The organism is Candidatus Hodarchaeum mangrovi, from assembly GCF_975850365.1.
The window spans coordinates 1-22111 of sequence record NZ_CDLCQJ010000111.1; the positions used below are offsets into that span (position 1 = coordinate 1).

Genomic DNA, 22111 nt, shown 5'->3' on the forward strand with positions numbered 1-22111 from the left:
AAAGGACTGTAAACCCAAAGAATGCGATTCTTATTGATGATTCCCTTTGGCAGCTTGAATTAGCTTCAAGCGTGGGATTAGGAACTGTTCATGTCTTAAATGACAATTCATGCAATTCAACTAATTGTGATGTTCACATTAATAGCTTAAAGGAATTAACAAACCTAATTTGACTGGGAAGAGAATAAATAGATAAAATTCACTTATTTATATTTACTAATTATCTTAATAATGAATAAAAAAAGCATAATGAAGGAAAGGGAGGTATTCTACTTATAAAGAGAGACCGTGACTACAAGGTGAACAGAATCTCTCAGAATTAAGGGGAATAGTTAGAGAGTGGGCAAAAAAGCTGTTTTAAATGTAAAAGACTATAAAATGGTATTAATATTAATACTTGGTTCTTTTTTGTATAGAAAGTGAGAAAAGTAGTGGTTGAAAAAATAGTACACCTTTTAACTAAAAAAAAATTACATAACAGAAGTAATCAGGTTCTTCTATACATTGATTTTGACAAGCCTATTGCGGAAAAAAGGGGACCAAAATAAATAAAAGAACAGTTTAAGGTATAAACAGAGGAATTAAAATGGGATATATACGACCTGTGAGAAATATTATTATCATTGCATTCCTAGTTTCAATTAATGTCCTGACATTAACCTATACAGGACTAGGATATCATTCTTTGGTTCAAGAAGATGAACTAAGAGAAAAATATAAGTATAGTCGAATTTTAGGGGGCGGAAAGGATGACACGGGGCTGGCAATAGACATTGATTCAGAAGGTCGAGTTGTAATTACTGGTAATACTGAATCATCAGACTTTCCTGTAGTGATGGCATATGATCCTACATATAATGGCCCCACAGATATTTACTTTGAAGGAGATGCCTTTATAGCAAGTTTTTTCCCCAATGGCACTTTATATTGGAATACTTTTTTTGGTGGATCCCTGAGTGATTTTGGATCAGATCTGGTGATTGATTCTGAAGATAATATAATCATTACCGGAAGTACAGAATCCACTGATTTTCCAGTCCTAAATGGATTTGATCCGAATCTTAATGGGAAAGAGGATGCTTTTCTAGCTAAATTTTCCTCAAATGGGGTACTAATTTGGAGCACATTTATTGGAGACATTGGATCAGATACTGGGATGGGAGTAACGGTAGATTCTTTAGATAATATTTTTGTGACTGGTCGATGGGAAGCATCACCAATTGGTAATTATAAATGGGATGCCTTTATTGCCAAGTATACTCCGAATGGAGTCCTAGAATGGCTACAAATAGTTGGGGGCAGTCAATCGGATTATGGACTCGCTATAACCATTGATTCCCAACAAAATCTGTTAATAACGGGAATTACTGGATCAAGTGATTTTCCCAATGATAACAATTATCAAGGAACCCAACAAGAGATATTCGTTGTGAAATTGAACTCAAGTAGCGAAATAGTTTGGAGTATCGTTATAGGAGGATCAGAAAACGATTTCTGTGATAGTATCAAGGTAGATAAGGAGAATAACATTATTATAACAGGACGGACTTTCTCCTTCAATTATCCAACATTAAATGCGTTTAATCCAATGAGTAATGGAATTGAGGATATTATTGTTTCAAAATTCAATGGAAATGGTACCATGCTATGGAGTACTTATCTCGGGGGAAGTCATAATGATTGGGCTGGAAAAACCTACATCGATGACACGGGAAATATTTACATAACAGGGGAAACATTTTCGATGGATTACCCACTCTCAAATACATCCCAATCCTATTTATTGAGTGATACTTGCCAAGCATATCTAACTATCCTTGATTCAACAGGTTACATTAAATGGAGTGAAACGTTTGGAGCAATAAAGGGAAGTTATATCTGGGATAGAGGAACAGCATTAACTATTGATTCGGAAAATAATGTCATAATAGTTGGATTTACTAATTCTAGATATTTTCCAGTAACAACAGATGATAGATTTATGGGAGAACATGAGGTCTTTGTGTGTAGTCTGTATAATCCGTTTGTAGAAAGACCTCTAATGTCAACTAGCACATACTCTTTAACAACATCTAACACTAGTCCGGAAAGTACAATAAATCTGACGAATGGTTTCTTGATAGCTATCACACTAGTTACGTTAAAAATACTCACTTGGAAAAAACGACAAAAACACTAAAAATTAGGTATTATCGCAATCTAATACAAAATCAGGGGGAAGGAGAGCTGTAAAAAACCCTTTCTTGGAGAGACAGATAAGATCAGCCTGCAAAGAATAGGGAAAGAATTTGAAAAAAAAATGCTGACCAGTAAGAAGATGTAAAAGATTTAGTAAGAATTGATAAAAACCTGGAGAGGCGTGTTTCCGAAGAGAGAAAGAGATATGATCGGGAAAAATAGAAAAATCCTCAAACAGAAAAATGGGAAGAAGTAAGCAAAGGATACTTACTTCTTCACTGAGAGAAGGGGAAGAATCCATTAGAAACACCATAGTAAATACCTAAAGAGGGAAAAACTGATTATATTACATTATCCCTGGTGGGGGAACAGTGGGATCACCAGAAGCAGTAAGCACTGAGAGAAGAACTAAGAAAAACCATAGAATCCATGGAAGAATTTTAGTATACTCAATTTTAGAGGGATTTTTGAAGGACACGACTATCACCTTCAAGATCTCAAATATCTTGATATTTAAATAATATAGAGCGAACAAAAATCCCCTAAATTCAACAAAAAACTAGGGAAGAAGTGATCTATCCCTCATTGAGATAGAAGCATGCAAAGTCTTATAAAGTAAATGAAATGTAATTACAGGTTTAAGTCGTTATCCTCAATTTTAATCCTCACCCATGCATTGTTTGGATGGAGAGAACATGAAGATCTCGAATGTTACAGCAAATCCACGAACGCAGACAATTTCTCAAATAAAAAGGGACCAAATATTTATAGAGGATTTTATTAAATATTATGGCATTATTAAACATAGAGCCAAGTTCGTAGATTCAATCAACGACATTCCCATCCTCTGTCAAGATATCTTTGAAGAAAATACTCGTCCGTTTTATGAGAAATGGAAACACCATCAATTCATTGATTGGAATCCTGGTTATGCTCAAGATTTTCACTCATTCGTGTTAAGGTGTGGAGGAACCAAAATTCTGATCCCTCACCGTCTTTTGAGTTATGAAATCATCAACCCTGAAAATCGAGTAATAGAGCAGCTTAAGTTGGTCGAAACCATCCTCGAATTTGAGAAGAATATAACTCGCATTCTTTGGCATCTAAATCTCCCTCTCTGTAAAAATGATATAAAACTCATAGAAATGTTCATCCATCCACTGATCAAACAAAAAATTCAATCAATACCAACCAATCGTCAATTAGCACAACTAACTGAACTTAGTGAAAACACGATTTCACGAAGATTGAATTATCTCTATCAAAAAACAATAGTATCCCATTTATATCGAGTAGACATGGCAAAATTGGGATATGAGACAGTAGCAGTGATTTATCAAGAAAAAAATAATAAAATTGATTCAGAAATTGATTATTATTGTCTACTCAGTATTCCAATAGATTGGGGAGAATATTTTGGAAAGATCAAAGTGTTCCAAATACCCTATCATCAACGAATGATCTGGCAAAAGATTAAAAAACAATATGAACCGCACCACATTATCACACTTACAAAAAGCTATATTGGTTATGACTTAACAGGCCTTCACCCAAAACCAAATACTCGATGGAAGATTCTACCACCCATCCTAGATCAACATCAATGGCATGATGTCTGTATAGCAGAAGGGGCAGGGATTGAGATGAATCTCTTCAATGACATGAGCTGCTGCAAACTCTCTCCAAATGAAATCTCAATGCTTAATTTGATACAGAATGGGACATTGAGTAACACCCACTTAAGTACAACCTTAAATGTAACCCCAAAATACATTAAGCAGTTTTTTCGCCACTTTTTTAAAAATAAACTCATCACACGATTTACCACTCTTACCCATCTAGGATTAGATCTAAAAGTAGGTATTTACTTACTAGGAAAAGAAAAAACAAGCAATCATTCACTAATATCTAAGATCATCAATCATCTCAAATTCTTCCCCTTTTGCTTTTTAATTTACACTGAAAATAATGTTGACCAGACGAAGAAAATGTTTATTACTGGCTTGATCAGGATGCCTTCCCAATGGATTGCTGACTTTGCCAAACAATGGCTTGATCTAACCAAGGAAGCTTTTATCCCCAAACTGGTTATTGAACAAGGTATGTACAACTGGGGCATCGATTTGAGTAAAACCTACTTCCCTAGATAAAGATTAAACTTTTATTTTACCTAAATAGCTTTAAACAGGAGTATCAGACCTCATTTTAGAGATATTCCAGAAAATAAACTCATCCAAGCAAAATGTAGCAATTTTCCCTTCCAATGTAGTTTAAATAATGTAATGTTCTTTATATTTCAATCCTAGTAAGTTTTACCAATTTTTTCTAGTTTTTTAATTATTTTTATCCTCTACCTACCTTATAAATAGTGAGAATGAAATATTCTCACTTTTAAAACTTGAAAAACTAAATGGTGAAATCTATGTCAGATATTCAAGAATCAGGAAAAATAAAATTAGAACTAGCTGAAAAACTCTTAAATAATATTGAAAAGGCGAATCTTGAACAAATAATGCTTTTTCCAAGGTATAGATACAAATATACAACCGGTCCATTTTGTTTACCTCAAAGTACCCATTCTTTAGATTGGGGAATTTTAAATAATGATTCATCCTCTCAAAAGGTACGTGTCACAGTTTTCAAGTGCCATTTGATGAGTACCAAAAGCATTGAACCCCCTGGACCACTAATAGTTTCTTTAAAACCAGGGGAAACTACTCATAATGCGAATAGGGCCACAGGAGGATTTTTCTATGAAATTCAAGTTGAATGTAATAGTAAATTGATCTTTCCTTATGCTGCAGCTTGGCCAAGTGGAATTGGAGACCCAATTGCTGGATCCGTGGTTAAATCAGCAGAATTTATCCTTCAAATGAGTTAGATTGTTAACAGTAATGTTTCAAAGAGATAAGTGAGAAAAACTTTAAAAAAGGTTGTTCTATGGGACACAGGTTAACTTAATTCTGAGGAAGTAATATCATTGATTATATCCCAGAATAACCCTATAGAATCTCAAGAGAAGAAACCACTGAAAAATAAGGTTAAAATGAGGATATTATTATGATAAAGGGTGGAAAACTTCTATCCATACAATGTCCAGATTGTTTGTTTGTACAAACCGTTATTTTTTGTGAGAATTCACGCTTTTTTATCAAAAAGTGTAAGGGAGTCATTCGTTGGGATGACAAAACTAAGAAATGGTTCTGCAAAAAATGTAATAAGAATTATTCTGGTAAGAAAATTAACAATGCTCGATGTCCTAATTGTGATAAAAGAATAAATTGGCCTATCCCCCAAAGTATTCAAATAAACATTGGGTATAGAAATCAATAATCAATATACCCACTTAATGCCGAATAGAAGCTATCAGAATAAAAAATACTATTTAAACGAAAATCATATAAATCTGGAGCTGAATTATTGGTTAAAACTCATCCTTATAGCTTAAGATAACCGCAGAAGCAGTTATATCTTTATTTAACTCAGCAATATGAACTGCATTCATAGAGTAGGCAAAAAATATAGAACTAATCCTTATTGGAAGATTACCCCAATTATTCTCTAAACATTTTTTACTAATTTCAATCAGTAATCTTTTCCATGCCTGAGGATGTTCTGGTCGAGTGGCTGATAAGATAGTAATTACCTCTTTCTCATCTTCTTGACTATTACTACCCTTAACTTTTTGACGAGATGCAAATCCTGCAGAAACGATTTGATTATTTTTAAGAATGAGAATGCTGGGACTATCTTCGGGTACACTATTTTGAAGAAAATATCTTGCTTCCTCTTTACTTGGAAAGACGTCTCGTATAAACAGATCAGCCTGAAAAACTTCTAAAATCTGATCATGATCATTTCTTGTTGCTAATTGGGTAGAATATGAAAGTAATTCCTCATTCATTTCCCATTTACTAACTTCTGAAAGATCTAAATTAATACTGCTTGTATAAATACGTTCTTTTTCAATGAATCCTTTACGTTTATAAAACTGAATACGGTCATCAGTAGTAGGTGTATTTAACACCACTTCCCCTACAATTTCATTGGGATGAACAGTATTCTTTAACCATGTTAATAATTCATCAAAGATTTTCTCCTGTGCTTCTAACGGACATTCAGGTAATGCCCAAGGATAGCTTAGGATAAACGTTCCTGGACGAATTGGCCATAAGCTGGTCTGTACATATGCTAAAAGTTTTCCATCCTCAGTTAAGACATATCGGGCACTCTTAGGATCTCTTTTTTCACCCTTAAAACGTCTTTCTATTTCCCCAGCATCAGCAGGGAGCCCAGAGACTTTTTTATAGATTTGGGCTTGTTGCGCTTCTAGACCTTGATCAGGTTCATAATAACGATAAACTAGTTCCATAATAATTTTTCTCCATTACCTTTGTGAATCAGGTTTAAAGAAAAAATCCTAGTAATAAGCAAAAAAATATGAGTCAACTTCTGGCCATAGTTATCAATCCATGATGTCTATATTTGTAAGGTCATTTATTTAGTTTACATTTGTAGCGAAAATTTTTTAGAGACTTTAGACATGAAAAGAGAGAGATAAATAATAGCTACACCAAAAGATAATTACAGAAAATGACATTTAATGCTTTTAAAAAACCTATCTGGCTGAATTATGGTATTATGTAAGCAAATGACTATTCTTGATTCTAAACTCTGCTAATTAGCGGAATTAAGTTAAGGGCAAGCAAATTGATCAATGGTACTTGAAAACATAATAGACTTTTTATAATTCCTACTCCAAGCAATAGACGTTATGCTTGCTCTGTATCCTTGAATTGTTTGAGCTGTTGATAAATCGCATCTGGATCTTCAATATCACGGAGAATCATACCTCCGAGACTTCCTCGCCCACCAACCATGGGAATCATAAAACCCTTTGTCATTAGAAAAATTGACCCTAAGTTATATCGCTTTTGTAATACCCCTTTACGTAAATAGATCTCAGAAACATCGACAAATTTGATTGTTTTTTGTTCCACAGTAAAAAGCCCCTCAAAATACTCAATACGATTAGGAAAAATACGATACTCGATATGGTCATTCGAAGTTTTTCGATACCAAATGGAAAGAATCGCTCCTAACAGAAAAAAGCCAATAGCACCTCCAATAAACATCATTAATGTGGTAGAATCCACAGTACCACCAACGGTTGGTTGACCACTTGCTATTAAGGTCACCATCAACACACCTAGCCCTCCAAATAAACCCAGAAAGATTGCTATAGCTAGTGATTTTATTAGAGCAATAAACATTAGGAATTTGGGTTTTAAGATTAGGAATGGTTCTTCAGTGTTTTCTCGAATTGCTGATTTCATATTTCAAACCTACTTTGATTTGCTCACTGTACAATTTATCAATCAACTTTTAAAAAGATATGGAATTTAAACTCCCACATAATTCTTAATGTCGGAAATATGGATCAAATTCAATATTATGAGAACATAAAGAAATTCTTATGCAAAGTTTTTGTGTAATGTAAATTAAATTTTTAATCTTTAGAGCCTAAACTGCGTACACGATCTGAGATGTTACGGAAGGAAATGATATCCGGTTACCATAACAATCAAAAAGATTTGTAAAGGTACAGGGCAATCCTCTAGCTGATTGAGTACTAGGTCCATCCATTAGTTGAAAGTGTAAATGCGGCCCATCAGAATTACCTGAATTACCAATATGTCCTAAAAGATCACCCTGTTTCACCTTATCTCCAATATTAACCTTAATACTACCAGGAATCAAGTGAGCATAAAAGGAATACTCATTATGTGCATGTTTTAATACAACAAAATTTCCAGGGCCTAAAGGCTCATAACCAAATTCACCCCAGAGCGATTTCAGTTCATTCAGCTCTAGATCTGATCCTGCATAAGGATTTTCAGGGATTTCAGAAAAACTCTGTACAACTTCACCAGTAGCAACTGCGTAAATGTTTTCATTGTAACAAGGATAATCAGAATTTTTTTTATTTTTAGGCAATGGAAATGACTCAAATACTTTATCAAGATCAAAAGCAAATTCTTGCGAGTACATAACTCTATGACCATTTATATAATCATCGAAGGTTCCTATAACATGCCATGTACCTTTAACAGGGAAAATATATTGATTTTTTATATCATATTCTAATAAAGGAACATTGCTCTCATGCATTATAGCTTTTTCTTGCTTTGAATATTCAATTTTGATTTGTACATTATCAATTGTATGTTTTCCAACATAGAAGATATGTTCTGAGATAATACCAGTTTCTTCTTGTGGTTTCAATTCTGTTGAAAAATTAAGCTGATCCTCATTCCAGAATGAGTCTGTACCGAACAATTTTTGAAGATTTCCTCTTCGTAATCCTTCACCAAAGCCTGTTTTTTCCTTTAAAAACCTTTCAGAAAATTTTCTGAAGTTTTCCAGTCTTTTTCTCAAAGTTGATCCAGGATAACTAATCAGTAAAACTTCCTGATTACCCTCTTTCAATACATAATGAAGCGAAATCAAATTGATTTGTTGATTTGAAGTATTTCTAATTTTTATTGCTTTAATAGTGAAATCAGTTAATTGTTGTTCTCCAAAATAGATATTTCGTGAGGTTTTAATAATATATTTCTCTGGATAATACTCAATCTCCAATAATCTTCACCATTCACTAATTATAATTAATTAATTATCTGTATAGTACACTATACTAAACACTTATATCTTTATGGTTATGTGAAAGCATGATGCTAAATTGCAGCTTTAAGTAGAGACTGGATAATATGACTGAAGTGGAATTAAACAAAGAGTATGAAAAATGGATAGATATTATTGACAACCAATTAAAAGTCTTTAACCACGTAAGCTGTCAACGGATATTTATTTATCTTCGTATTTCGGGAAAAAAGACCGCTACTGATTTAATGAGTTATTTAAAGTATAGTCGTGGTGCTATTTATACAGCATTAAACTATCTACTAGAAGCACAATATATTAAGAAAGAGGAAGACCCCAATATACAAGATAAGAGAAAAAATGTTTTCTATTATGCTATAGATAAAGATTTCAAAATAATTGGTGATACAAATTTTGTGAATTATGTTATTAAACGAGATAAACTCAATTTATATCTTAAATGGCTCAAAAAGTCTGTAATAATGTCAACAAGTATGATTGATGAAATATATGACATGGTTATAGATTCTAAAATTTCTAAAATAAAAGAGGCAGAGAATCTAGAAAGTACAAGACTCCCCTTAGATTCAGATATAAAGAAATCTATTGTTACTTATTCAGTATTAGGATCAGTAAATAATCATAAAGAGACTATCGAGAAGATTTTAACCTTTTTAACAAAACTAGAGCATGATTTCGTTATTTCAGAGTCATCTAAAAAACCAATAAGTAATCCAACATTATTTTCTTTGTACTATATTCCCTTTTAAAAGGATGGGGAAAAGAGAAAATAAAAGGTTTGAAGTACTTTCGAGTGGGGGTGAGGTTTTAGAAATTAAACTCTTCAGGTAAATATCTTATTATATCCTTCTCGTAACTATTCCATTAAAAGATATGAATATATATCTTCACTTTTTATAAGAACAGTATTTAGCCTTACTCAAACAATACAACAATTATAGGAAAAAAAACATGAATCAAGAGTAGAGGAATAAAAACAATAAAAGGGCCTTTACGACAATGAAAAAAAGCTATATTGTCTTCCAGAGTTGTACCATCAATGATTACAAACTTTGGGGTAACTTTGTTTCTAATAACCTATCTAGAATTCATTCAAAGTCTATTTTTTATAAATTCCTTTTCCTATTCCATCTATAACGACTGGTAATATAAAATTAATTTTTTGTACGATACTGGAGGCATTGTGATCGTACCATTGAACTAATCAAATGAAGAGGTTAATTTCTTGAAATTGTTGGAATATCTTTTAAGTATATCTTAGAACCTTAATCCTCGAGCCAGGATCGATAAAACCAACTTTTTCTAACACAAAAATAATTTCTCCAAAATAATGCCCTCGAGGAGTCAAGAAGTAAAGATTCATTTCTTTCTCCAAAATGCCTTCATTCACCAATTTTTTAATGTGAAAGGCAAGACCAGATGAACTCTCAATCTTCATTTCCTCAAATATTTTATTAAAATTCAATTTACCATTTATTTTTAGAAGATTTATAATATTTTTCCGTGTAGGATGCGAAATAATACTTATAATATCATTAAATGCCTGAACTGAAACTAAGGATAACGCATCATGTAATAATGCCTGATAGACATTTGTGGAAGGGCTTTTTTGATCAATAAGCAATATAAGAGAAAATTCTGAAGATAGGATCTCCTGACGTAAATTCTCAACAAAATTCTTGATGTAATCCCATTTATGTGTCATAACTAGTTTCTCAATACCTTTGAAGATAATAGTTCCTTGTGTATTCATCGAAACAAATTCTTGGATTTTTTGTCTTAATAAATGAAGCTTTGCGGGCGCTATCATATTTTCTCCCTCATTAAACCCAATTAATATAATTGTAGCCTCATCAATTTTGTATTTCTCTCTTATTTCATCTACATTTATATCTGAAACAATTAAAAATGGAGTAACATGTTCATTAAAATCAATCTGTTCAAACGAATCTTTTATTACTGTTTCATTCGTAATGACAGGTTTCGAAAGGCTTTCCCGTAATTTTAATTCCTTTTCTACTTCTTTTAATTTTGTTCTCAGATTAGAGATTTCAAATGGTTTTAATAAATAATCGTACGCTCCAACTTTCATTGCTTCAACAGCTGAGTCAATAGTACCATAACCAGTTACTACAATACTCACTATATTAAATCCTTGATTCATTACCTTTCTGATTAAATCTATTCCTGAAATATCCCCCATTTTTAAATCAGTAATAAGGAGATCAAAATCCTTTTCTGCAAACTTTCTAAGTGCTTCCTCCCCCGATAGTGCTAGGCTGACTTCATGCTGATCCAAAACCAAAATTTGTTTTAATTTCTCTAAAAAAGTTCTATTATCATCAACGACTAATATTTTCATAATATAATTTCCTTTCAAGAATTCACTGCAGTCTTTGATTGAAATCTATCATATTTCTCTTTTAATGAGAAAAATTAGATTTGGTTTTAAAAATAATTAAGTAAAATCCATTTGATTACGACAGAATATCTGCTGATTAATATTATATCTCATCTCTTTTGATATTCGTAGTAAATGATAAATGCATTGATATCTATCAGTTTTGTCATATACTGACAACTCAATTCTATTTGAGTAAATTCTTTCCAAAACAAGATTCAGTTAACTGGAATAAACTTATTAATTTAAGAGGGGTATAATTTAGTTCTATGAATAATCCTAGAGATATAATCGAAAATGAATCAGTGTAGGAGGAAAATCCATGAAATATGATGAAATTGATAGGAAAATTTTAGAGATTTTGGATCAAAACGCTAGGACAAAATTTACAGATATTGCTAAGTCTATTCAAAGAACTGAAGGTACAGTCAGAAATCGTATTAGACGATTACAAGAGGATGGAATTATTCAAGGTTTCAAGTTATTAACCTTCCCTGAAAACCTTGGATATGGAATCCAAGCTATAATCACATTTATTCTTGAACCTAGTTATGAGAATTATGTTCAAATGGATCAATTACCAGAAATGGCAAAACAATTTCACAGTAAACTTCTTTCTCTCTATCGAGCCAATGATAAAAATATGTTCATGATTGAGGTACTTTTTAAAAACTTTCAAGACCTAAACCAGTTCATTTTAAAACTACAAAACTTCAATGGCATCTCAGAGATCGACAAATTGATTAAAGCAGAGCGAATTTATGAACATATTTCTTAGATAAATCAATTCACAAACTCAGAATAGGACCAAAACTAAAATAATTTTTCTTCATTTTCATAGATTTAAAGAATGAAAGGAGGTTATCAAGCTGACTATCGAATTAGAGGAAGACTTATTGTTGCAATCACGAGCTGAGATAGAGCTGGTGTGCCCTTGGTGTCATATTCATAGTATTTCAGCCATAGTAAATCATAATATGCTTCGCTTAAAATGCTCTGAATGTGGGATGGATGCTTTTGTCTCTCGTATTCCTCGCAATAAAAAACTTAGTGACTATATTACTAGAAGATTAATACCATAATACAGTTACAATGGAAAATTCTCACGTTAAAATTGGTTTGTCACTTAATAAGGATTTAAAATAAATAAGAACTATAATTCAATGAAAAAAGATAAACCATTCATTTATTTCAAAAGTGACCGATACATAACATTTTTCTGTTAAATGGAATTAACCATAATATTTTGAATATTCCCACTCATCTAATAGCTAATTGATTTGCCAATATTATGAAATGTATTATAATATAATTAATAGGAGCTCCTTTCTTTTTTCTATCAAACAATAATATTAGAAGAATTACCCCTTACAATTAAGTGAAAAAAGATAAATTGAGATATTATTGCACCAGAGGTAATATAATCTCCACGTTAGTTCCTTCTTTATGGATACTCGAGACCTTGATTTTTCCCTTATGCTTTTCAATTATTCCCCGAGCGATGGATAACCCAAGACCAGTTCCGTGTCCAATTATTTTAGTAGTAAAGAAAGGTTCAAAAACTCTAGAAAGATCTTCTTTCTTGATACCAGTTCCATTATCTTTAAAATTAATAATAATTTTATCTGCCTCTTTAACAGCAGTAATATGAATCATTTTTTTCCTATCAATACTTTCATTGAAAGAATCAACCGCGTTTTTTAATATATTTTGAAAAGCTTGGTGTAATAATGATTTATCTCCAATAATTTCAATTTGATCCTCAATCTCAGGAATAAATGTTATATTTTTTTCTGAAAATTCTGTAATAAAAAAGGTTGAATTGATCAAATCTTGGATTTGTGATTTTAAGATAAATTTACTCGGGGAAAGATGAATTTTTCTGGAAAATTGAAGAAGTTCTTGGACAATTTTTATACAAAGTAGTGCTTGCATTTTTACATCTCCTAGTTCCTTTTTTAATTTATCTTGTTCCAAAGGAGCTTGTTGATCATCTGCTACACTTAACAGATATTCAATAATGAGATTTATATTGGCAAGGGGGGTATTTAATTCATGAGCAACTCCCGCAGCGAGCTGTCCTACAGCAGCAAGTTTATTTTTTTCTACTAATTCTTCTTGAAGTTCTGTTACGTCCGAACCACTTGCTTGAATTTCTTCTACCTCCCCAGAACTATTAAGGATAGGTGACATATTCCATTTTATTGCTCTGGTTCCTTTAGGTACAATTATTAGATTTGTGAATCCTTCAATGCTGACTTTAGTTTTCCCAATGTTCTTTAATTGAGATTCAAAATTTTTTACATCACTTGGATGAACAAATTTAAGGATATTTTCACCAATCATGTTATCTAATGATTTTTCAAAGAAATTAAATCCAGAGTTGTTAATAAAAGTACATTCTCCCTTTAAATTAACTCTTAGAATCATTTCTTGAGCAATTTCTGTAATGTTCTTATATTTCTCTTCTGACTCTTTTAAGGCTATCTGCATCTGTACACGATCAGTAACATTCTGAATAGTGAGAATTAATCCTCTAATTTCATTATCCAAACTTTTTATAGGTATTAAACTCCAATCCCAATATGAGACTCCGCGTTCAGGATGTTCAGTATATTCAAATGCTTTTGCATGAGCGAAATATGGTTCTCCAGTCCTAATTACTTTTTTAAAGATCTCCTCGTTTTCTTCATTGGGGTATAAATCAAAATGATTCAATCCAGGAAAGTATTCAGGATTTTTGTCATCAGCAATTGCATAAGCACGATTCACCCATACAAAGTTAAATTGCGGATCCAAATAGGCTATGCATGTATCAGTTGTGTTAAATATATTTTCAAATAGCTGATTTATTTCATTTAGTTGATCTTTAGATTCTCTTAGGGATGTTTCAGTTTTCTTCCTCTCTGTAATATCTAAACTAAATTCTAATATCCTAATTACATTTCTATTATCATCAAAGATGGGATGAGAATGTATTTCATATATTAAAGGGGTACCAGTGTCAGTGTAGTGAGTATGTTCCATCACAACTGGCTTTTTCAGCCTTTTAACCTCTTCTAGAGGGCATGGATGTTCCTTACCTGAACATGGTGATTCCTTTCCATGTGTAATGTTGTAACATGTTTTAGGGGGCTTTGATTCACCAAAAATCGTTTTGAAACAAGAATTAGCCAGTTCAAGAGTGTAATCTTTAACATTAATTACATAGAAAGGATGATTTAGTGATTCGATCCCATCTATATATAGTTGGTATTTTTGCACGCGTACTCCTCCTTTTATCTAACCAATAAAGCTCGTAATGTTTTTGATCTAAACCTTTGGGCATTTTAATAATAGTTAGGACACAAAAGATTTGAGAATAACTCAGAAAAAGCTACTATAAAAAAAATGGAGATGATCAATTTAAATGTTATATGAAAATATTTTTTCTAAAAAAGAAAATCATTTCCCTGTTCTGGGAAGAAATTTCACCCTAAAATCCTCTAGCTGGATTCTTTGAGCTTTATTCAGAAAAAGAAGAGAAGAAAGCATCAAAATGATGATTCTTTTTACTGTAAAATGAATTATTTAGCTGTTCTTCTCTTTAATGAAGTTACCAACGTTATTATAGATAGTATAGAAATTGTACTTATTAATCCTGAAGCAGAGGTAATATTTACGGTATTAATAAGGACGGGGTCAGTAGTTTCTTGAGATTTCTGGTTATTTTCTTGTATTGACACGATTCCCGTCGTTGATGTTGTTTCATCAAAAAGTTGGGTAGTTTCTGCTTCAAACAATGCTAATTTCAGAAATGTACCTACAACAATCCCATCTACAAAATTTTCATTAATCGATGTTACAGCATCATTGATTTGGGCTGGAGTATAGGCACTTGGAAGGCCTGCGAGAATTAAATTTGCTTCTTCTAGGATTTCTAAAACTGTCCATCCTTTAAATGGACTTGAGTTATCTGATATAATTAAATCTTGCAGATTAGATGCACTCAATCCAAAATTTGGATCAAAGAAATCGAAATAGACATTTAAAGTTAATGCAACTACTTGACCTGCTAATACACCTGCTTCTGTTGATTCAGGATCAACATGATTTTTTATAAGTGTTCCTGGTGTCCCACCCTGGGGAAGAAAACTTTCAACAACTTGAGAAGTGGATAAGAGTACTGTAAAACCATTGGAATGTCCGATTGTCAAACCACTTGGAAAAACGCTAGCAAAGTTTGCATCACGATAGGTCCCAGGATTGTTTCCTTTTGCTTCAGTACCCCAACCTCCCTGGGTTTGCGTTCTAAAATCACCTGGATTAATAGGGGGTTCTTCGGGTTTCTCAAGTATAAACCAAAAATAGGTCGCCCAATTGTTTCCTGAGAAGGGGTCTCCATCAGCCCAAGCAGTTTCCTCTTGAATTACTACATCATTTTCAATTTTTTGTACAACTGCATGTGCAGCAATATAGAGCATATCTCCAAAATTCCAATCGTTAAGACTTATTGTGTACAAAAATTCTGTAATTAAGGGATCAAAAGTGTTGGAATAAGTGAATAAACCAATTTTTGGATTTCCAGATGGTGTTTGGGGAATATCATTGAAATTTGTAGCAACATGTAAATGAGTTTCAAGAAGGTACCACTCATTAATTGTTTCATATTTGATATACAAATTTAACTCATCATTCCATACCGAAGCCGTTCCTACTTCGATATTTTGTCCCGCCCACAATGTTACTTGGTATGGTGTTGTTTCATTGTAGGCTTGAGTTGGTGTGAATGATAGAATAAAAACAAAAAACATTAACACAAGTAAAAAATTCTTCTTCAAATGATGATCACCTTTGCTTTTTTAACTTCATAAAACCATTAAAATGCTTATCTAGAGTGAGGAAGTTAAATATAGAAAATAGTTTTCTTTCGTTTTTCGAAACCTTGTAATACCTGAACTTTTAGCTTTCTTTTAAATAGTTAAATGTTTAGAAGAATCATCACTAGTTTTATAAGAAAAAGAAAAGCAGTTTATTGAATCTTGATATGAATATAAATCCTCTAATTTATATTAGACTAAAATTTCTAGAGTATAATTGATTTTTAATTTGTTTTAACTCCAACATTTCCCAATGTTTTAATATTATATCATTTAGATGAATTTAGCAATATTCAGGAAAGACATTTTGAATCAGCATTGCACATTTTAGCTAAAGCCATTCATATGGTAAGAGAATCAAAAAATTTCAGAGAAAAACAAATTGAGGAATAAATTGCATATTGTTCTCGTTAAACAGGGTATAAGTTTTTTTTTGTATTAAATTGAAGTCTTATATCTTTTTAAATAATTTATTTAATTTAGAATACGTTAATTTAAAATTAAATCAAACCCAAATGCTACTTCAGAATTCTAGCTTATTTTTTTAATTCTCCTAAAGAATCGTCTAATGCTTTTCTCTTGTTTTGGTCTCATTCCAAATAAAAATCGTAGAGTATTTTCTTCTCGGATTATTAATAATAAAATAAAAATACAAGCGAATGAAGATGTAATGATTAGTATATATTTTATCAGAATTCCTTCATTAAATTGGATGATAAAGAACCCAAGAGTTATTAAAACAGTTTGATGTAGAATATAAAAAGGTAGAACCAGTTCATTAAGGGATTTTCGTAACTTGGAATCCTTGTTAAGGTAGCTATAGCCCGTAAAGAGAATGATAATTAAACCACTCCAAGCAAATATGGTTCTAAAAAGCCAAAATAATGGTTCTGAAAAAGGATACACATTTGGAGTCGGTTGAAAGATATCATTATGGAAGAAATAAACAATAATAGCTAAAAGCACAATAGAAAGCCCGTTTATTATTATTGTCTTTTTGATATGCTTTTTTATTGTTTCCATTAATTGATTATCAAATGATAAAATAAATCCAAAGATATAATACAATAGAAGTGAAAAAATATTCCAACCACCGAAAAGAGGGAAATCTATCAGAGATGAATAGGTTAATTCTGATAAAAAAATAGGAACTGGTAAGAACAATATCACTTGGGGATTTTTCAAAAAGGACAATATTCTTTTCTGATTCTTTTCTTTTCGCAGAAAAGTGAAAAAATTTAGTGTAAAAAGTGAGAATAGGAAGAGGATTACCAAAAACCAAAGATGATGACCCACAATTGAGAAATTTCCTCCAAATTCATAGATTCCTTCAAAATAGCTAGGATAGAATTGAAAAAACGAACCTGAAAACTCCCCTGTGTTAACGCGCTCTAAATACACTTGCAATGGAATATGAGTGAATAATCCAATGAAAAAGGGAATCAATAATCGAATGAATCTTAGGGAGATATATTCCCGACTTTTTACTTTTCTATTCTCAATGATGGCTAAGGTAAAGAAGGTACCCATACCCGCAATGATGAAAAATAACGGCATCCCTAATGCTGTTAAAAATGACATATATACAGTTAAATTTGAATCTATTACATCATTCTTGAGATGCCAATTCTCACCATCAAAAAACCTTGTACCATGATATATAAAAACAAGGAATATTGCAATGATCCTCAACCAATCAAGATAATAACTTCTTTCATAGGAAGTATAACTTGAATCACTTCCATTTTTAACGGAATCGCTCATGAAACTAATGTTTACTGTATTTGGTTTATATTTGTTATAGCTGTCTGCTTTTGTGAAGGGGAAGTCTGAAGAGTAAACATTGTCATATTCCGCATAGCAATGATTGGAAGTGATAATTCCTTGGACAAAGAAAATATATACCCAGAAATTTCGAAGTTCCTTCAGGAGGTGGTGTGGGAACGCCCAGTTCCATTACTCATGCATATAGCGTATTTTCAACTGTTGTAAAAGAGCTTGGGCTGCGAAAGGGAACATTACGACAGCTAATGGCACCTCTTGTCGCATCGCTTAACGGATTCTGAGATAAGGCTTTTAAAAATAGGCAATCTAATCTCGCTCGGTTTTACGAAACTCTCTCCGAAGAACCCTTCGGCTTTCCGAGTTCATGTAACATTCTATTAGCACGTATAAGTTATTTGAGTACCTACATGACAATTTCGAACTACTTCTGAACCGAAACGTTGTTTTAATAATTCGGTACCCTTAGTTTTCCTAACAAATGGAATTGGGATTTGATCAGTACAATGATTGAGATAAAGTATTGGAGTACCATATTGCTCTTCTAAAACTCTAGCAACAGCCATAACTTCAGCTTTAGAAAAACGAACGAGATGTATTCCTCCAATAATGGCTTTTATTGGTTTTTTATACTGTTTTTGGACTAGTTTACAAGTATTTAATATCCCGGCATGACAACAACCTGTAAGAATTACAACCCCCTCAGTCGTATCGAAAACAAGGGATTGATCATCTAAAACTAGATCTAATTCATCCCTTGAATTAATATGATGAAAAGCATTTGGCTCTCTCCCAACTTTTTCACTTCTTTCATTGATTTCACCACTAGTGCTAATATGTGGTAAAACTTGAACTACTTCCTTAGTCAGGAAAAAATTGACTTTTGAAAGTTGTTTCTCAGATAAAGTGGGGAAAGAAGGAGTTTTTTTAAAGAAGATAATCTTAAGAAATTTGGTTTCACGAATTTGAGGATGACCGATCAAAGTCAATGGATCCTCGTTAGTTCTTTTATCTAATAAATAGGGAAGTCCACCTGTATGATCAATATGACCATGTGAAAAGACAATATTGTCAACTTCATTGATATCAATACCTAACTTTTGCATGTTATGATAAAGAATATCTCCTTTATATCCAACATCAAATAAAAGTTATTTATCACCTGCACTAATATGAAATGCCTGTCCATGAGAAGCGATAAGATCCATTGATGGTAAACTTTTATTATTATAAATATTAGTGATAGTAACTTCCATTTGTCTTCACTCTCTTTACCAGATATAATAATATATAATAACATGAATAGATGTTGACTAATGTGTTTGAAATTAAAGAACTTACACTAAACCATAAATGTTTCTAGAGGATTAAAACAACAATATCCAAAATACCCTACCTGGTAACTTTTCAAACACTCCCACCATTCTCAGAATTATAAGGAAGAAAAAATATGACACAAGAAGTGAACCCTAAAATTAAAGCAGAATTTGATAAAGCTGTCAAACAGGCAAATAACCTACCAACTCAACCCCCTGAAGTATTACTCGAAATGTACGGACTTTATAAACAAGCTATGCTTGGAGATGTGACAGGAAAGAAACCTGGACGGATTAATCTGAAAGCACGATATAAATATGAGGCCTGGGATTCCAGAAAAGGAATGGCCCAAGAAATGGCCATGCAAGCGTATATTGATTTAATTCACAAACTAGAAAATCCCTAGCTAGTATCAAGAACCACGATTTAGAGAAGTCATCTCATCCTGAGACTCTCACTCTCAAAGGTTCATAGAAAGATGCACCTAAAAGCTCTTTTTCACGAAAATCAACACATCTAGATATTAAAAAAGTAAAGATTATATTCCTATTTAACCAGAAGAGAAGAATAAAGCATGATCAGAAGGATAATTTCATAAAACTTTATTTTTTGGTAAAATAATGGATTTATTGTCTTTCATTGTAACAGCATCATGAAAAAATTCTTGATATTACCTATTAAGAGCATAAACCTTATTTTCTTCTTTTATTAAAATGTTATTCTTCTCTAATTTTATGTAAAAGAAAAATTATGCCAACTAACTATTAATTAAATGTAAAAATATAAATATCATGAATGTTGAATAATACTCCATCATTCATTCTTTAGAAAACAAGAGTTGAAAAAATTATGAAAAAGAAACTTATTGGTTGTTTCCTATTTTTAATTACCTTAACAATGTTTACGCCTTTTTCGTCACCGAATTTGTCGTATTTCTCCCCTCAACAATCAAAATTTTCTTCTGAAACTGTTCGCGCTAGCCTAAGCGAATATGATTCTCGTGGTCATTTAACAGAAAGATATTTTTACAATAATTTAATCGATAGTGACTCAGATGGACTTTTTGACTGGTTAGAATTATTGGTTGAAGTAAATGTGACTGCTCCAACAAGTTATGGATATCTTGTATTTGTTCGAATAAATGATCCTACATTTCGTGCAAAATTTTCAGATGGAAGCGAGGAATATAGTCTTGAATATTGGGGACGAAGTGAGATAGAAACACCTCCCTTGGGTTTGTATAACTTCTCAGTGCACTTTAAATGTTCTGATTTAAGAGCAATGAAGCTTGCTGGGCCATACATTGTAACATGTGTTCAATTGGGTGAAGAAGGATATGGATTTTTCCAAGAACACAATTCTTATGACAATACTAAACCTCTTCTACTAATTCCTGGTTTAGATATTTCAAAACTTGAGGAACCACTTGAGACCACTGATATCACTATTCAAAGTGCTACACTTTCAAGTGGATATATAGAATTTAAATTCACTTATCAAACCTTTGACCATGGATACCTAGGATCAGAACGATATTTAATCAACCTTGTACTGGAAAATGACACAGGAGTGACAATATGTCACTATGAAGAGGTAAGAATGTTAAATTCCAATACTTTGCAAAATATAACTCTAACTATCCCAGCTGAATATCTAAGCGCCTTCAATGCATATGGCGGAGGATCTGGTGGTTTTGCAGGTAGCAATTTTCCAATCATTCATTTTCGAGAGTTGAGTCTAATCCAATATTCAGGAGGATATGAGTCATTCGATGACTCAGGCATGAATGTTTCATACCTCATAAACGCTCATTCGGAATCTGGGATAGATATTTCATTAGCACCATCCGCTGATTTATTAACCTTAGGGTCTGTAGTAAATTACGGTTTATTAAATCTACTCGAAAATAAAAGCTTTTATGTTTATGGGAACAATGAGGATATATTAAATTTACAGATTAATCGCACAGAACCCGAATATGCTGGTGGTCCCTCGTTTGAGTTTTTTGTTATTGATGGGTGGGGTAGACCCCGAGACTTATGGGTGAATGATCCGAGCTCAATTTTTATTTCGTGGAATCAATGGCAAGATCGGACAGAAATTACTCAAATTTATACCAGAATCGGACGATATCCAGGACTCTGGCAAATTATGGTACGTTATCCTGATTATGGATGGAGTGAGAATCCTCCATTATTACTTACTGTTTTGGCAGATATATATGTTGATTCAAGCATCCCTACCCTAACAATCAATAAACCTTCTGCTGGAAGTTCAATCCCTCAATTTTATGGGATACAATTCCAAGGAAGCTGGACAGATGATTCTTTAGTTACAAGATTCCTACTCATCCATGATGGAACAATATTATACTCATTCAGTCCATATTCATCTGGAAGTGGCTGGACTGGTTCATTTGGGACTTCCAACGAATTTTCCTTCATCTGGTATCCACCAAAGGATTTAACAGGGACAATTGACCTAGTCATTGAAGCTATTGACTTAGGACAAAAGAAAGGCCAGGTAAGTATTTCATTTACAATCACCCCTGGAACAATTCCCTCCCCAGAAAGTACAATCAATAAAGGACTAGATTGGTTAGAAAAAACCCAAAATCCTGATGGGTCTTGGGATTATTATTCTGGATGGCATTCAGCTGGAATGACGGCACTAGCATGTCTTGGCTTTATTCAAGCAGGAAGAACACAGAACTCCGTCGTATCGAGTGCAATTCAATATCTGAAAGGAGTATTTCAGGATGACCCTAACTCCTCTGTCCCTGGTAAAGTAATCTGGGAATCAGGACATGCGAGTTATGAAACAGCAATGGCGTTATCGACTTTAATAGCCTATAATAATACTCTTGTGACCCTAGATACAAGTTTAATGA

The 22111-nt window shown here is 32.5% G+C and carries 18 protein-coding genes and 2 pseudogenes; 10 read left to right on the forward strand and 10 right to left on the reverse strand.

Annotated features, from left to right (window positions below; genetic code table 11):
• Positions 1 to 586: 586 nt before the first annotated feature.
• Positions 587 to 2179: an SBBP repeat-containing protein gene (locus tag ACWVCY_RS10930; protein WP_455142860.1), complete on the forward strand. Its 1593-nt coding sequence runs from the start codon at positions 587 to 589 to the stop codon at positions 2177 to 2179.
• 3 nt (positions 2180 to 2182) lie between these two features.
• Here the strand turns inward: ACWVCY_RS10930 and ACWVCY_RS10935 are convergent, their stop codons facing one another.
• Positions 2183 to 2479, reverse strand: coding sequence for a hypothetical protein (locus tag ACWVCY_RS10935; protein ID WP_455142861.1), 297 nt, complete (start codon positions 2477 to 2479; stop codon positions 2183 to 2185).
• A 45-nt stretch (positions 2480 to 2524) separates the two neighbouring features.
• Positions 2525 to 2656, reverse strand: coding sequence for a hypothetical protein (locus ACWVCY_RS10940; protein ID WP_455142862.1), 132 nt, complete (start codon positions 2654 to 2656; stop codon positions 2525 to 2527).
• Between the two features lie 217 nt (positions 2657 to 2873).
• Between ACWVCY_RS10940 and ACWVCY_RS10945 the strand changes: the two genes are divergently transcribed.
• The 3 genes from ACWVCY_RS10945 (at position 2874) to ACWVCY_RS10955 (ending at position 5511) form a co-directional block, all read left to right on the forward strand.
• Entirely contained in the window at positions 2874 to 4328 is a 1455-nt protein-coding gene (locus ACWVCY_RS10945; RefSeq protein WP_455142863.1) for a hypothetical protein, read from the forward strand.
• A 272-nt stretch (positions 4329 to 4600) separates the two neighbouring features.
• Complete coding sequence (locus ACWVCY_RS10950; RefSeq protein ID WP_455142864.1) at positions 4601 to 5059, forward strand: hypothetical protein; 459 nt, start codon at positions 4601 to 4603, stop codon at positions 5057 to 5059.
• 179 nt (positions 5060 to 5238) lie between these two features.
• Positions 5239 to 5511, forward strand: a complete 273-nt coding sequence (locus ACWVCY_RS10955) for a hypothetical protein (protein ID WP_455142865.1) — start codon at positions 5239 to 5241, stop codon at positions 5509 to 5511.
• Positions 5512 to 5602: 91 nt separating this feature from the next.
• Here ACWVCY_RS10955 and ACWVCY_RS10960 read toward each other — a convergent pair whose 3' ends face one another.
• The 3 genes from ACWVCY_RS10960 to ACWVCY_RS10970 form a co-directional block, all read right to left on the reverse strand.
• Entirely contained in the window at positions 5603 to 6550 is a 948-nt protein-coding gene (locus ACWVCY_RS10960; RefSeq protein ID WP_455142866.1) for a hypothetical protein, read from the reverse strand.
• 400 nt (positions 6551 to 6950) lie between these two features.
• Positions 6951 to 7514 (reverse strand): PH domain-containing protein, encoded by a 564-nt coding sequence (locus ACWVCY_RS10965; protein ID WP_455142867.1) that lies wholly within the window; start codon positions 7512 to 7514, stop codon positions 6951 to 6953.
• 187 nt (positions 7515 to 7701) lie between these two features.
• Positions 7702 to 8820, reverse strand: a complete 1119-nt coding sequence (locus ACWVCY_RS10970) for a M23 family metallopeptidase (protein WP_455142868.1) — start codon at positions 8818 to 8820, stop codon at positions 7702 to 7704.
• A 128-nt stretch (positions 8821 to 8948) separates the two neighbouring features.
• On the opposite strand from ACWVCY_RS10970, the gene ACWVCY_RS10975 reads away from it, so the two are divergent.
• The gene (locus tag ACWVCY_RS10975; protein ID WP_455142869.1) at positions 8949 to 9611 is read left to right on the forward strand and encodes a hypothetical protein; all 663 of its coding nucleotides are present in this window, start codon (positions 8949 to 8951) and stop codon (positions 9609 to 9611) included.
• A gap of 497 nt (positions 9612 to 10108) precedes the next feature.
• Here the strand turns inward: ACWVCY_RS10975 and ACWVCY_RS10980 are convergent, their stop codons facing one another.
• Entirely contained in the window at positions 10109 to 11224 is a 1116-nt protein-coding gene (locus ACWVCY_RS10980; protein WP_455142870.1) for a response regulator, read from the reverse strand.
• Positions 11225 to 11585: 361 nt separating this feature from the next.
• Here ACWVCY_RS10980 and ACWVCY_RS10985 point away from each other — a divergent pair, with 361 nt between their 5' ends.
• Positions 11586 to 12041: an Lrp/AsnC family transcriptional regulator gene (locus ACWVCY_RS10985; RefSeq protein ID WP_455142871.1), complete on the forward strand. Its 456-nt coding sequence runs from the start codon at positions 11586 to 11588 to the stop codon at positions 12039 to 12041.
• Between the two features lie 118 nt (positions 12042 to 12159).
• The gene (locus ACWVCY_RS10990; RefSeq protein WP_455142872.1) at positions 12160 to 12345 is read left to right on the forward strand and encodes a hypothetical protein; all 186 of its coding nucleotides are present in this window, start codon (positions 12160 to 12162) and stop codon (positions 12343 to 12345) included.
• Between the two features lie 319 nt (positions 12346 to 12664).
• Here the strand turns inward: ACWVCY_RS10990 and ACWVCY_RS10995 are convergent, their stop codons facing one another.
• The 3 genes from ACWVCY_RS10995 to ACWVCY_RS11005 form a co-directional block, all read right to left on the reverse strand.
• Positions 12665 to 14527 carry a PAS domain-containing protein gene (locus ACWVCY_RS10995; RefSeq protein WP_455142873.1) on the reverse strand — a complete coding sequence of 621 codons (1863 nt, stop codon included), beginning with the start codon at positions 14525 to 14527 and terminating at the stop codon, positions 12665 to 12667.
• 302 nt (positions 14528 to 14829) lie between these two features.
• Entirely contained in the window at positions 14830 to 16083 is a 1254-nt protein-coding gene (locus ACWVCY_RS11000; RefSeq protein ID WP_455142874.1) for a hypothetical protein, read from the reverse strand.
• Between the two features lie 570 nt (positions 16084 to 16653).
• Positions 16654 to 17886 carry an acyltransferase family protein gene (locus ACWVCY_RS11005; RefSeq protein WP_455142875.1) on the reverse strand — a complete coding sequence of 411 codons (1233 nt, stop codon included), beginning with the start codon at positions 17884 to 17886 and terminating at the stop codon, positions 16654 to 16656.
• 173 nt (positions 17887 to 18059) lie between these two features.
• Between ACWVCY_RS11005 and ACWVCY_RS11010 the strand changes: the two genes are divergently transcribed.
• The gene (locus ACWVCY_RS11010; RefSeq protein WP_455142876.1) at positions 18060 to 18188 is read left to right on the forward strand and encodes a hypothetical protein; all 129 of its coding nucleotides are present in this window, start codon (positions 18060 to 18062) and stop codon (positions 18186 to 18188) included.
• Positions 18189 to 18284: 96 nt separating this feature from the next.
• Here the strand turns inward: ACWVCY_RS11010 and ACWVCY_RS11015 are convergent.
• A pseudogene (locus ACWVCY_RS11015) lies at positions 18285 to 19037 on the reverse strand (MBL fold metallo-hydrolase); the annotation flags it as partial.
• 317 nt (positions 19038 to 19354) lie between these two features.
• Between ACWVCY_RS11015 and ACWVCY_RS11020 the strand changes: the two are divergent.
• A complete protein-coding gene (locus ACWVCY_RS11020) occupies positions 19355 to 19627 on the forward strand; it encodes an acyl-CoA-binding protein (RefSeq protein ID WP_455142877.1) in 273 nt (90 codons plus the stop codon).
• A gap of 443 nt (positions 19628 to 20070) precedes the next feature.
• A pseudogene (locus tag ACWVCY_RS11025) lies at positions 20071 to 22111 on the forward strand (hypothetical protein); the annotation flags it as partial.

Excerpts from the sequence above, each read along its gene's own strand:
- ACWVCY_RS10980 (WP_455142870.1), bottom strand. The coding sequence starts at position 11,224 with ATGAAAATATTAGTCGTTGATGATAATAGAACTTTTTTAGAGAAATTA.
- ACWVCY_RS10960 (WP_455142866.1), bottom strand. The coding sequence starts at position 6,550 with ATGGAACTAGTTTATCGTTATTATGAACCTGATCAAGGTCTAGAAGCG.
- ACWVCY_RS10950 (WP_455142864.1), top strand. The coding sequence starts at position 4,601 with ATGTCAGATATTCAAGAATCAGGAAAAATAAAATTAGAACTAGCTGAA.
- ACWVCY_RS10965 (WP_455142867.1), bottom strand. The coding sequence starts at position 7,514 with ATGAAATCAGCAATTCGAGAAAACACTGAAGAACCATTCCTAATCTTA.
- ACWVCY_RS10955 (WP_455142865.1), top strand. The coding sequence starts at position 5,239 with ATGATAAAGGGTGGAAAACTTCTATCCATACAATGTCCAGATTGTTTG.
- ACWVCY_RS10945 (WP_455142863.1), top strand. The coding sequence starts at position 2,874 with ATGAAGATCTCGAATGTTACAGCAAATCCACGAACGCAGACAATTTCT.
- ACWVCY_RS10985 (WP_455142871.1), top strand. The coding sequence starts at position 11,586 with ATGAAATATGATGAAATTGATAGGAAAATTTTAGAGATTTTGGATCAA.
- ACWVCY_RS10930 (WP_455142860.1), top strand. The coding sequence starts at position 587 with ATGGGATATATACGACCTGTGAGAAATATTATTATCATTGCATTCCTA.
- ACWVCY_RS11020 (WP_455142877.1), top strand. The coding sequence starts at position 19,355 with ATGACACAAGAAGTGAACCCTAAAATTAAAGCAGAATTTGATAAAGCT.
- ACWVCY_RS10935 (WP_455142861.1), bottom strand. The coding sequence starts at position 2,479 with ATGGATTCTTCCCCTTCTCTCAGTGAAGAAGTAAGTATCCTTTGCTTA.
- ACWVCY_RS11005 (WP_455142875.1), bottom strand. The coding sequence starts at position 17,886 with ATGAGCGATTCCGTTAAAAATGGAAGTGATTCAAGTTATACTTCCTAT.
- ACWVCY_RS10975 (WP_455142869.1), top strand. The coding sequence starts at position 8,949 with ATGACTGAAGTGGAATTAAACAAAGAGTATGAAAAATGGATAGATATT.